Consider the following 12672-nt stretch of genomic DNA (forward strand, 5'->3'; position numbering starts at 1 on the left):
GACGATCAACGATAGACAATCTGCGCCTTGGTGCGCAGTTCATCCATGTACTTCTTATCGTTGGCGCTAACGCCCTGCTGGGCACTGTTCTTGCCGATATCCTCGGCGCGGAAGACGGCAGCCGCGGCGACGTCATCATTGACCTGACGCTGCGAGCAGATGGCGACATATTCGACGCCGCGATCCGTCACGACAGCGCTGGTCGTATTGCCGGTAGCCTTTTCGAGCAACGGCTTCCAGATCTCCGGAACTTCCGGCGCCAGAATGCGGCCGAGATCCTGAACCGAGACGTCGCGCATCGTCGCGGCAAATACCTTTGCCTGATCGCAGCCTGGGAATTTTGCACGGGAAGCTTCGGCTTCGGCCTTGCGTGCATTCAGAATGGCATTCCGCTTTGCGGGCGGGACGACGAAAATGATCTGCTTCAGGAAGTATTCCGTCGTGACCGGCTTCGTCTTGTTCTCCGTCATGCGGGTGACGAGATCGTCGTTCGATATCTTGCTGCTTGCGCCGAAGCGGGCATTGACCACGCGCGGCCAGCTCATCGAAATGGCAATGTAGGATTTGAAGTGGTCGACCGTCACGCCCATCTTATCGAGGATCTGGCTGAGTTGTGCCGTCGACATCTTGTTGCTGGCGGCAAAACGACCGAAGGCAGCGTCGACCTCCGTTGTCGAAACGGACATGCGCAGACGGGAGATTTCCGCGCGTTTCAGCGTTTCGTCGACAAGCTGATCCTTTGCCAGCTTGTTGAGGTCGCCCTTCTGACGCTGCAACTTCAGGAAGTTGACGCGCTTGGCGATATCGCCCGATGTGATGACCTGGTTGTTGACAAGAACCTTCACCTCGCTCGCCGCAAAGGCGACATCGCTGCTCGGCACGGCGAAGCTTGCCATAACAAGGGCTGCAGCTCCGAACATCAGAGCGCGCATCGGTGTCTTTCCAGAAAACATCAACTACCCCTTCCCAAAGGTCTTTCTGTCGGCATGCACCATTTCGGCACGCCTTAGGCGCAATACGTCAACTTTGCGCCACATGTCTACAACAAGCGCGATGAATTGCAAAATCCTTGCGGCGAAACAATGACGCAAAAGGGAGAGCGATCCGCCTCGAAACAATAAAGCCGGCTGTGAAGCCGGCTTTATGCAATTTTCTTAGATATCAGAACGTTGCGTCCTGGACGCTGCCAAGGTTGACATCGCCGAGCGTACGGAAGGTCAGCCGCGCGCCGATCGACCAGTCGCTTGCGGCCTGGTTGGTCGAGTCCTTCTTGTTCAGGAACGAAATGTTCAAGATCGTGCACTCGTCCTCGTAGGAGAGGCCGATACCCTGACGGGTGACCTGGCTGTTGTTGATATCGTAGCTGACCGTTCCAAAGACGGACCAGTATTCCTTGAACTTGATCTGAGCACGCGTCTGGATTTCATCCTGATTGCTCGTAAAGCCATACTGAGGCTGGGCGGCAATATGGGTGTAGATCAAATTCGTCTGGAATATATCGTTCGAGAAGCCGAGCGATGTGTCACCACGACGGAAAGCGAAGTCCTTTTCATCGAAGCGGTAGGATGTTGCCAGTGAGATGCCCTGCGGCGTCGTCAGGCCGAACATCGTAACATAGTCGGAACGAGTGCTTTCAAGGCCCGAATCCGAGCCGACGCCCGCGAGATCCGTGGTGGCGAAGGAGTTGCGTCCGGCAAGCTGATAGGACTGGCCGAAAATATGCTGCAACTTGTAGCCGTTGTCGAAGCTGCCCGTATAGCGCCAGCCGAGGTTGGCGCGCGTACCGCCTTCTACACGGTCGAATCCAGAGAACTTGTCGCGGTCGAACAGGTTCGTGGCATCGAAGACGAAGCTCTGCGCATCTTCGTTCGGCAGTCTTCCGCCAAGCTGCTCGTCCGGGCGCACATAAAGCTGCGCGATCGGCTCGAACACATGCGTGCTGTTGCTTGTCGTGATGAGGAATGGATACTTGGCCTCAAGACCGGCCGTCACCATGCCACGCGTTGCAAAGTCACTGTTGTCGTAATTGCCAGAGTAAGTGCCGGCTGTCGGCCCATTCATATCCAGGCCATAGACGTCGCCACGAGCTGCGGCCAACGGAGTCAATACCAAACCACCATCGGTGGTAAAGGTGCGCTGCCACTGAAGCTCGGTAGTCAGTCGGGTATAGTCCCCCTTAAGGCCGAGGTAACGATCGTTCAGGGTTGGATCGAGAAGAGACGTGGTGGCGTCGAGCACCGAGGTTTTGTCACGCGATAGATGCGTGAGGTTCATCGTTGCCGACAGCTCGCCACCATAAACCGATTTTGGATCGACATAGTGATAGTCGATGCTCGGATAGACGTAGGCCTGCTGCTTTTGCGACGTATTATTGTTGTCCGCATCCTGCTCGTTATAGTAGAAAGCGCGCATGTCGAAATAGTTGCGCTTGCCCAGGCCCGTCAAATAGGCCTGATTGATATGGGTGCTCTGGTTGAGACCATCCAGGCCATAGGTGCGCGAGAAGTTATTGTCACTCTGCGCCATGACGTCCCAGCCGAAAGTCCAGCGGGGATTAATCCTGAAGTCCGCCTTCGACGAGATCATGCCGCGCGTTTTATGCTCGGCATCGCTGGTACCCGACGTAAAGGCCTCTTGATCCATCTGGCTGATACCGGCGACGCGTAAAGTATGCGTACCGTTCTCGAAACGCTGACGGAATTCGCCTTCCAGAAGAAGACCCTGGTTGGTGAAGCCGGTGGCGGTGACTGTCGCATCCATGCTGGGCGAGATGACGTAATAGTAAGGAACCCTTACGCCAACGCCGAGGCGCTGCGAGATGCTGACCGACGGAAACAGGAAGCCGGACTTACGCTTTACCGTATTGTCGGGAACTTCGATCCACGGCACGTAGGCAATCGGCTGGCCGAAGAGCTCGAAACGAGCATGCTCCAGGCGGATGGTATGGGTCACGCCGTTCTGGACGACGCGCTGTGCCTTGACCTGCCATAGCGGCGCGCGGCCCTGTTCGGAGCAGGCCATGCAGGCGGTGTAGACGCCCTTTGTCAGAATCAACTGCGTGCCGCCGACGCGTTCGCCCTTTTCGGCGACCATGCGTGTGTTGTCGGGCATCTCGACGCGCAGAGAATTGACGAAGCCATCCGAGAAGCTGTCGGTGACATCCATTTTGTCACCGTACATGCGATTGCCGTCCGGGGTGATCAACTCGACATTGCCGAGAGCCGTCATCCGCCCGGATTTCTGATTATATTCAACTTTTTGGGCGACCATTCTATAGCCGCCATAGTTGATCTGAACGGCACCGCTGGCGGTGACGATCTGCGTGTCCTTATTATATATCAGCTCGTTCGACGACAAGACGAGCTTGGCGCCGTCCGGTACCTTCACCTTGACAGGAGAGGTCGCTGCACCGGCGCTGCTATTATTATTGCTAGCCTGTGCATAAACTGCGACCGGGCTCATAATATACGCGCATGCGGCCGTGCCCGTGACAAGGGCAGCCACAATCTTTCTGATACTCTTGCGGTTGGCTGCCGCCACTTAGCCGTCCTCCTGATGAAGCAGGATCGTTGCTCCGAATGCTAATGCGACGATCACGGGTATCCATGTCGCCACGAAGGGAGGAACCACTCCGCTGCTCCCGAATGCTTTTACAAGCACGGTGACAACATAAAGCACGAAGCCTGAGAGGATTCCACCCAGAATCACAGAGCGCGATTGGTTGAATCTGCTGAATTTTAGGGACACAGTTGCAGCGATCAGCGTCATGGCCACCAAAAGGAACGGCTGTGACAGCAGCGAGTGAAACTGCGTTTCGAGTGCATTGGTCGAGATGCCGAAGGAGCGCGCGACCTTTATTCGATTAGAAAGATCATAAAAAGCAATGGTTTCCGGCTGCGCCAGACGCTGAGAGACAAAATCCTGTTTCAGATTCGTACGGACCTGTACCGAACTTTTGTGATCCGGAATTTCACCCGGCCGACGTTCGACAACATTGTTAAGAAGCCAGTAACCATCTTCCAATTTTGCCGACTCGCCATCCTGGCGGAGAACGATATTTCCCTGTGAATCGAAGTGGATAAACACGACACCCTTAAGCGTCGTTCCGTTGTCCAGAATAGCCTTGGCACCGATAATCGTGTCGTCTTTCCCACTCGATTGGCGCAGCCACGGCACGGAAAGTGTATTGTGATAGGACGGATCGCCGCGCAGATCGGCTTCCATCGTTTCAGACAGTCGCTGTCCCCAAGCCGCCACGGGATTGAGGGCGAGCATCGTCAAAAGGCCAACGCAGAAGGCGCCTACCACAAAGGGCGTCATGAACTGCCAGACCGAGATGCCGGCCGCGCGGGCGATCACCAGTTCGCGGCGTCGGTTGAGCGCGATCAGCACCGTCATGCCGACGAAGAGCGCGATGAACGGTACTGTCTGCTGCATGATGAACGGCAGCCGGACCGCCGTCATTATCAAGCCGAGGGAGACGGTGTAGCCGGGCAACCCGGCGAGGCGTCCGGCCGTCTCGCTGAAATCGACGAGATATACGATGGATATGACGCCCAGGAAGAACCAGAACGTGGTGACGACGTAACGCGTGAAGAAGTAGCGTCCGAGCGTACTGAAGATCATGCGCCACTCCCGTTCGAATTGCCGGGTGCAGCGGGCAGGCGCTCCTGAACCTTCTGTCTCCAGTTGCTGAGGCGATTGCGGATCGATACCGGCATCGACATTTTCCGGTTTCTCATCAGCAACGCGATGGCTATCAGCGCGGCGGCGATATTAAGGCCATAGAGAACGCCAATGAAAGCGGGTGTACTCTCGATCTGGTTGGTGGCGTAGAAATCAGCCCAGCGCAAGGCAAAGGCCAAGGTCAGAGCCGACACCATGGGGTGCAGCCGTGCCTCACGATGCGATCGCGCATCGCCGGCGATCACCAGGGAGATCAGCGCGAAAATGGCGGGAAGCGCCCAGTCGTTGAGGCGGCGGTGCAATTCCGTCCTGTAGCCGGTAGGCTTTGCCTTATAGTCCGCGTCGTTCGGATCTGGATTCAGCAGGAAGCTGAGGCTGCGGTCGCTGGCGCGCAAGGTCGCCTGGCCGCGATTCTGCGTCATGTCAGATAGATCGAAGGAGTAGGAATCGAACTTGATTACGGAGACGTTGCCATCAGGCGTCTTGCGGTGAACCTCGCCATCCTTCATCAGCAGCGATGAGCCGCTCGGATCGACGGCGCCTTCCTTGGCGTAATAGATGAGATCGAACGCCGGATCGCGTGAATCCACCACGAACAACCCCTTGAGGATGCGCCCCGACATGCGCTGGCTGATCTGCACATATAGGCCGTCGTCGATACGTCGGAAATTCTTCTCTTCGATAACGGTGGAGAGAAGGTCGGCATAGGCTTCGGCCACCATCTGGCGCGCAGCGACGCGTGCCTTGGGCTCGACCACATTGTCGACGAAGAAAGAGAAGGCGCTGACCGCGATCGCGAGGATCATGATCGGGCGAATGATGATGCTGCGTCTTGCACCCGCCGCTTCCATGACTGTCAGCTCGGAATCACTGTTCATGGCCGTCAGCGTCTGTGTGATGCCGATCACGAGTGCGAAAGGCAGAACGATGGGGATGATGGTCGGCAGGATAAGGGTCGCAAGCTTTACGAAAGACCCCATCGACTGGCCGCTGTCGGTCACGAGATTGATGCGCTGCAGCACCTGGGTCGTCCAGATAATAGCAAGCACTGGCAGCAACGCCACCAGGAACATCATACCGACACGCCGTACGATATATGTTTCGAATAACTTCATGCCGGCCCTTAAACGCAAACGCTCTTCGGGCGAGCCGACAGAGATTCACCCTCATCTACGCTGTTTGCGTTTTTTTGGCGACAACCAACTCGCAAAAAAATCGTTAATTTTCCGAGATTCTTTTGTTGTGTGTCGTTTGAGATAATGCCAGCAGGGCGGCGAATATGACAAGCGAGGACAGCCATCCGAGCACGGCATCTGAAAGATAATGTCCGCCAAAAGCCACCCGAAGTGCCGGAATAAGCAGGGAAACGGCCGCAATCGGCAGAGCGACGGCCGTCCGCAACGGTTGGGGGATGATGAAGATCAGGCAGAACAGCCAACCCGCAGCAGCAGCTTCGCCGGAGATGAACGAGCAGTTGCTGACACATTTGCCGGCGAAGGATCCTGCATGGACGAAGTCGAGCGTGCCGCCGAACAGATCGGTTTGCCGAGGGCGAGGGCGACCCGAGAAGGCTTTTAGCCAAAGGTTGACGACCAGCACCGGGCCGATCAGCAGGGAGCCGAGCGCAATCTTCAGGTTGCGCGCCCTGTCCTTGTTGAACGTGGCGCCATGGTGCTGCCAGCATTGAAACAACATCCAGCATAGAGCGAACGCAGTGATGTAGGGCAGTTGGAAGAACACCTCCCGCAGGAAACGCATGCGCGGATCGTCGCTGTACGGGAAAAAGCCGCAGATCTGGTCAGGCTTGGCAAGGACGTGGCATTGCTCGGGCAGGAAGAAAAGATTCGCGACGGCAAGATCGATCTGCGGAAAGAGCGAAAACAAGCCGAGCAGCGCCCACCATAGGCAGAAGAGGGCGATGAAGGCGTCGCCAGCCGTCCGCGGGCGCAGAATTTCAGGAAAGCGGTCTTCCCGGTTCAGGCTGTTGAAATCAATAATCAAGGCGGTTTCCGCTACAAGAACAACACCGTCCGACGACGATAAAATCGATTATTTGAAGATCTTAGCCGCACTAAATGACAGGGATTTGAAGCCGCCGGTTTGCTTCCTCGAGGAATGGCTTTGCCAAAGGGTTGTATTCCCTAGGCAAACCTTGAATGATGGTTGCCTAATCCTTCTTCTATAATTGCATGTTCATCGGAGCAGAAATGTCTGTGAAATTCGAGATCTCCTTCGCCAAGTCGGCTCGCCTCAGTGGTGGTCTGGCCATTCTCCTGAAAGACACGGACAGTGAGAGGCCCGCAGGCGCGGACAGCGCCGATCCGGCAAATGTTTTTGCCAAGGCCGCGCCGATTTCCGGCTTCAAGAGCAAGGCGTTGAGCAGTCTCGACATCATTGCTCCGGAAGCCGCTCCCGTCGATCGGATCATTGTCATCGGTGTCGGCAAGGCCAAGAACCTGCAGGCACATGACTGGCTGAAGCTCGGCGGCGGCGCGGCAGCCAAAATCCGCAATGTCGAGAAGGTAGCCATCTACATCGATGCCCCGGGCGTCGAGGTCGGAGCCAAGGCGGCCGCCGATTTCGCGTTGGGCATGCTGCTGCGCGCCTATAGCTTCGATACTTATAAGACGAAGAAGGGCGATGACGAGGAGAAGGGCAGCGCTCGCAAGGCCGTGAAGGTGACGATCGTGACCCAGGAAGCCGCTGCGGCCAAGAAGCTGTTCGCCGCCTCGGAAGCCATTGCCGGCGGCGTGATTCTTGCGCGCGATCTCGTCAACGAACCGCCGAACGTCCTCGGCCCGGTCGAATTTGCCGCGAAGGCCAAGGAGCTTGAGAAGCTTGGCGTCGAGATCGAAATCCTGACCGAGCGCGAGATGCGCCGACTTGGCATGGGCGCACTGCTCGGCGTTGCCCAAGGTTCCGTCCGGCCGCCGCGCCTGGTGATCATGCAGTGGAAGGGGGGCAAGTCGAAAGACAAGCCAGTGGCTTTCATCGGCAAGGGCGTGGTGTTTGACACCGGCGGCATCTCCATCAAGCCGGCTGCCGGCATGGAGGACATGAAGGGTGACATGGGTGGGGCTGCAGCCGTGACCGGCCTGATGCATACGCTTGCCGCGCGCGGCGCCAAGGTCAACGCTATCGGTGTCATCGGCCTTGTCGAGAATATGCCTGATGGCAATGCCCAGCGCCCGGGCGATATCGTCACCTCCATGTCGGGCCAGACGATCGAGATCATCAACACGGATGCCGAGGGTCGGCTAGTGCTCTGTGATGCGCTCTGGTACACCAATGACCGTTTCAAACCGCAATTCATGATCAACCTGGCGACCCTGACCGGTGCGATCCTGGTTGCACTCGGCAATCTGCAGGCTGGCCTTTTCAGCAACGACGACAAACTGTCGAACGAGCTGACGGCGGCAGGACTGCTGACCGATGAGCGCCTGTGGCGCATGCCGCTCGGCAAAGACTACGACAAGATGATCGACAGCAAGTTCGCCGATATGAAGAATACCGGCGGCCGTTATGCCGGCTCGATCACTGCCGCTCAGTTCCTGAAGCGCTTCGTTGGCGAGACGCCCTGGGCGCATCTCGATATTGCCGGTACGGCGATGGGTTCGGTGCAGGATGAGATCAATCAATCCTGGGGTTCCGGTTTCGGCGTGCGCCTCCTCGACGAGCTGGTCCGTGCCAACTACGAATCGTGACCCGCGCCGCTTTGTGAGATAGAAGAGGCGCCATGACAGACGTTCTCTTCTATCACCTGACCGAATCGAAGCTTGAAGATGCCCTGCCGCCGCTCATCGACAAAAGCGTCGAGCGCGGCTGGCAGGTGGCCGTGCAGATGCGAGACCCGGCGCGGCGCGATGTTCTCGATACTCATCTCTGGACCTATCGCGAGGACAGCTTCCTGCCGCACGGCACCGATGAAGGCGAGATGGCAGACCGGCAGCCGGTGCTTTTGACCGTTTCGCCTGACAATCTGAACAATGCCGCCGTTCGTTTCTTCATCGAAGGTGCGGAAGCGACTGATGTCGAGTCCTACCAGCGTGTCGTTCTGATGTTTGATGGTTACGACCAGGAGCAGCTGGAAAGCGCTCGTGCCCAATGGAAGCGGCTGAAAGGCGAGGGGCATAATCTGACCTACTGGCAGCAGAGCCAGGATGGTCGCTGGGAGAAAAAGGCCTAGCAGGTCTCCCGCATTGCACGGAAAATGCGCCTACTGGCCTTCCGCAAGGATCTTCTGGATAAAATCCTTCTTCGCCGCCGTATAGGCCGCGCGGTCATTGGCATATTTCGCTGCCAGTTCGACCTTCAGCGCCTCATAGGCATGGGCCAGGTCCGGTTCCCGACGCAAGCGATCGCGGAAAATAAGGAAGTTGCGCCAGGTCGGGCCGCCATATTCGACCACATGCACCAGGTGCGTGCGGGTGTTCCCTTCGATATCACGACCAAAAATATGATCGTCCGGGACAATATTGCTGCCGGCATAGATATAGCCGATGGATGCCATCGGCTCGATGCAGGCGAGGCCATCCTCGAAGCGTCGGACGCCCACGGCGATATCGATGATCGGCTTGGCCTTGATTTCCGGGACTGAGGTGCTGCCGAAATGCTGCACATCGACGGCAAGGTCGCCGAGCGCACCACGAATGGCAGCCTCTTCCAGCAAATAGGCTTCGTGCCAGCTCTGGTTCGGCTCGGCGAGCCTGACAGATTTGTTGCCGACGCCGAGCCCGAAGGTCTGTTCATGCTCCGATGCCATAGGCATCATCTCCGATGAGGACTTTGTGCTAAGCTAGCACGTTGCGGATCGAATTGTCTTCATCGGGAAGCGCGTATCAATCATAAAATGCTTCGACAAATTTGCGTTTGCCGAGCATGAAAGCATCGGCGACGTGCCGCAGCGGCGAAACGTCGACGTCGGAGGTTCCGGCTTTGACGATTTCCGCAAAACGGCGATAGAGCGAAGGATATTCGGCTTCAGGCGCCGAGAAGGTCAGTTCGCCGTTCACCGAAAGCTTGGAGCCGCCTTCGGCTAGAACCATCTGGCCGGCGTCCGTCTCGGCGACGATATCCCAGCTCTGCTTGCCGGTCTGGCGCCAGTCGAATTCGGCGTGAACCGGAAGTCCCTGGCCACTCTTGAAATGGAGATCGGCTGCGATGGGCGAATCGCGATTTTCCGGAAACTCCAGTGTTGCGCCCGTCAGGAAAAGGGCGGGGAAAATATGCGTGACGATCGACAGCGCGTTGATGCCGGGATCGAAAACTCCGAGCCCGCCGGCCTGCCAGATCCATTCCTGGTTTGGATGCCAGTGACGGACATCTTCCTTCCAGATGACATGGACGCTGCGGATGGTCGTACCGGCGAGGAAGGCTTTTGCCGCCTCCACTGCCGGAGCATAGCGCGAATGCCAGCTTGCAAAAAGCGAAACACCCTTGGCTTTTGCGAGATTTTCGAGATCCACAATTTCGCTCAGCGTCGCCCCCGGTGGCTTTTCCAGGAAGACGTGCTTGCCGGCCAGAAGCGCCTTGTAGGCTGCCTCGTAACGATATTGCGGCGGCATGCAGAGCGAAACCGCATCGATCGAAGGGGCGGCGTCCAGCATGGCCTCGATGGTGGTGAAGGCCGGAATGCCCTCGACCGTACCATGGCGGCTGGCCGTGGCGACCAGCTTGAAATCCGGATTGTTCGCGATGGACGGAAGGTGCTGGTCGCGGACGATCTTGCCGACGCCGACAATAGCGAGGTTGATGGGGGACATGGGTGTCTCTCGATTAGTATGATTATTAATCTGATCTTTATCAGAATGCTGCCAGTGGGCAAGGGTGACCAGACATGATCTCCGACGGAGCGATTCAGCCGTCGCTCTGCTTTACGATCGTCTCTCGGAGAAAACTGTAACCCAGTGCGACGCGTGCCGCCAGCTCGGTCGACGCCCCGTCACCCCCATGGCCGCCCGAACCGAATTCATGAAACAGTGGATGATGGCCGAGCTCCTCCATGCGGGCGGCAAACCGCCGTGCATGCGAGGGATGAACCCGGTCGTCGTTACTGGAGCTCTCGATGTAGATCGGCGGATAGGTAATCTCGGAGGCAGGCTTGATGTTTTGCAGCGGCGAATAGGTCAGCAGATATTCGAGATCGGCCGGATCGTCGGGACTGCCGTATTCGTCGATCCAGGCCTGCCCGGCCGGGAAGACGTGGAAACGGGTCATGTCCAGTACCGGCACCTGGCACCAGATCGCACCGAAATCCTGCGGATAGCGTGTCGTCATGACACCGGTTAGCAGCCCTCCATTGCTGCCGCCATTGGCGGCAATACGCGAAGGCTTGGTGTAACCCCGGGCAACAAGATCACGAGCGACCGCGACAAAATCGGCGTAGGCCCTATGGCGTCCATGGCCCTTGGCGGAACGATGCCAATGGGGGCCGAGTTCGCCGCCGCCACGAATATAGGCCTGGACGTAACCGCCACCCTGTTCCAGCCAGCGGCCGATCGTGCCGGAATAATACGGACTGAGCGAAACGTCGAAACCGCCATAACCATAGAGCAGTACCGGCAGTTCGCCTTTGGTCCAGCTCTTTGGCAAGACAAGCCGATAGGGCACCTTCGTGCCGTCTTCGGAGGTGGCTTCCAGCAATTCGGCGACCATGCCTTCACTGTCGAAATAGGCAGGCGAACTGGCGATATGCTCAAGCTCAAGCGGCTTCTCGCGATTGGAAAGCTCCAGCCGATAGCTCGATGGCGGCTGGAGGAAACCGTTGCCGTAGACCTGCAGCGTATCGTCGCCGAGATGCAGGTCGGAATAAAGGGGTGAGATCCCCACCGTCTGTGCGTCCGCCGGCAAGACAATCTCCTGGACTGCAGCATCGGCCCGAGCCAGATCGAGGACGAAGAGGCGCGGTTGCAAATTGTCGGATACGACGAAAACGCACCATTCCCGCATCAGCAAGAAACGCGATATCGATTGCCGTTCGCCCGGCGAAAACAGCACACGCATCGCTGCACCGCCGGGATCGCCGGCATGTCGGGGCAAGGGCTGTAGCACTAGGCTGCCGGCAGCCACCCGCTCGTCAGTCTTCGCAAGCCAGAGACAGTAGGAATGGTTAAACCCCGCGTCGATCTCTCTCGGCAGATCGATCCGCCGCAACGAAAGGTCCTCATCCTCGATGAAGACGCTGGAGCTGCCGATTTCATGACCGGCAATGAACAGGCGCACCGGCCGCTCAGCATTCTCCGTAGCAGTGCTGTTGGTCAGCGGATTGAGCACGGTGCAGGAACCGTAGACGTCGGCATCATCGGCCGCATAGAGCACAGGCGCTTCTGCGGGAGCGACCCCGCGCTTCAGGCTGCGACCGACGCGCGGCCATCCCGAACGGGTCGAGGAGAAGCGATCGATCGAGCCGAAATAGGCGATCTCGTCGCGGCTGAGCCAGGTCGCGTGGCAGCGCACCGGCGGCGTGTCGAACCCGCCTTCGACGATGCTTTTCGCCTCGCAATCGAATTCAAGGAGCCGCATGGGATCGGAGCCGCCATCTGAAAGGCAAAGCAACACGCGGGTCGGCTCCCAGGGACAGGTAATCGCGCCGCGCCAGAGCCACGATCTGTTTTCACTGGCACAGAAGGCGTCGAGATCGAAGATCGGCTCCCAGGGTGCATCGGGGAGAGGGGTCTGGTCTGCGGGCAGCCGCGACCATACGCCGAGGGGATGATCCGCGCTGCGGTGAAAGTCGAACAGCCAATTGCCACGGCGCACGGCGTGGATCAGCCGGTCTTCCCGCTCGATAAGGGCTTTGATCGCCGCACTGTCCGCCTCGAATTCCGGCGTCTTCAGCGCCTTCTCCGATTGCGCACCCCTCTCGGCGACGAATTGCAGGGTGAGTGGATCGTCGTCGCGTTCGAGGTGGAGGTGCATAATAGCCCTGAAATCCATTGATGATGGCAGTCGCCCGCCACCAAATCAAAATACGGCCGCGGAAGCAAC

Annotated in this window: 10 protein-coding genes; 2 read left to right on the forward strand and 8 right to left on the reverse strand. The window is 58.0% G+C overall.

Going from position 1 to position 12672, the window contains the following annotated elements; translation table 11 throughout:
• Nucleotides 1–5: 5 nt before the first annotated feature.
• From ACQZ6F_RS14940 to ACQZ6F_RS14960, 5 genes are all read right to left on the reverse strand, one after another.
• Nucleotides 6–953, reverse strand: a complete 948-nt coding sequence (locus ACQZ6F_RS14940; RefSeq protein ID WP_405048609.1) for a SurA N-terminal domain-containing protein — start codon at nt 951–953, stop codon at nt 6–8.
• A gap of 208 nt (nt 954–1161) precedes the next feature.
• Nucleotides 1162–3540, reverse strand: a complete 2379-nt coding sequence (locus tag ACQZ6F_RS14945) for an LPS-assembly protein LptD (protein ID WP_449093507.1) — start codon at nt 3538–3540, stop codon at nt 1162–1164.
• Nucleotides 3541–4626, reverse strand: coding sequence for an LPS export ABC transporter permease LptG (gene lptG / locus ACQZ6F_RS14950; protein ID WP_077470023.1), 1086 nt, complete (start codon nt 4624–4626; stop codon nt 3541–3543). It lies immediately after the preceding gene.
• Nucleotides 4623–5801 (reverse strand): LptF/LptG family permease, encoded by a 1179-nt coding sequence (locus ACQZ6F_RS14955; RefSeq protein ID WP_449093506.1) that lies wholly within the window; start codon nt 5799–5801, stop codon nt 4623–4625. Before ACQZ6F_RS14955 ends, lptG begins: the two co-directional genes overlap by 4 nt.
• A 103-nt stretch (nt 5802–5904) precedes the next feature.
• On the reverse strand, nt 5905–6687 hold the full coding sequence (locus ACQZ6F_RS14960; protein WP_077470025.1) for a phosphatase PAP2 family protein: 783 nt from the start codon (nt 6685–6687) through the stop codon (nt 5905–5907).
• A gap of 206 nt (nt 6688–6893) precedes the next feature.
• On the opposite strand from ACQZ6F_RS14960, the gene ACQZ6F_RS14965 reads away from it, so the two are divergent.
• Nucleotides 6894–8390 carry a leucyl aminopeptidase gene (locus ACQZ6F_RS14965; RefSeq protein ID WP_449093505.1) on the forward strand — a complete coding sequence of 499 codons (1497 nt, stop codon included), beginning with the start codon at nt 6894–6896 and terminating at the stop codon, nt 8388–8390.
• Nucleotides 8391–8422: 32 nt separating this feature from the next.
• A complete protein-coding gene (locus ACQZ6F_RS14970; RefSeq protein ID WP_077470026.1) occupies nt 8423–8872 on the forward strand; it encodes a DNA polymerase III subunit chi in 450 nt (149 codons plus the stop codon).
• 30 nt (nt 8873–8902) lie between these two features.
• On the opposite strand, the gene ACQZ6F_RS14975 is transcribed toward ACQZ6F_RS14970, so the two are convergent.
• The 3 genes from ACQZ6F_RS14975 to ACQZ6F_RS14985 all read right to left on the reverse strand — a co-directional run bounded on the left by ACQZ6F_RS14975 (nt 8903) and on the right by ACQZ6F_RS14985 (nt 12603).
• Nucleotides 8903–9448: a GrpB family protein gene (locus ACQZ6F_RS14975; protein WP_077470027.1), complete on the reverse strand. Its 546-nt coding sequence runs from the start codon at nt 9446–9448 to the stop codon at nt 8903–8905.
• A gap of 76 nt (nt 9449–9524) precedes the next feature.
• Nucleotides 9525–10448 (reverse strand): Gfo/Idh/MocA family protein, encoded by a 924-nt coding sequence (locus ACQZ6F_RS14980; RefSeq protein WP_449093504.1) that lies wholly within the window; start codon nt 10446–10448, stop codon nt 9525–9527.
• Between the two features lie 94 nt (nt 10449–10542).
• Complete coding sequence (locus ACQZ6F_RS14985) at nt 10543–12603, reverse strand: prolyl oligopeptidase family serine peptidase (protein WP_449093503.1); 2061 nt, start codon at nt 12601–12603, stop codon at nt 10543–10545.
• Nucleotides 12604–12672: the final 69 nt, after the last annotated feature.

The sequence above is a fragment of the Rhizobium sp. A22-96 genome, from assembly GCF_053521805.1.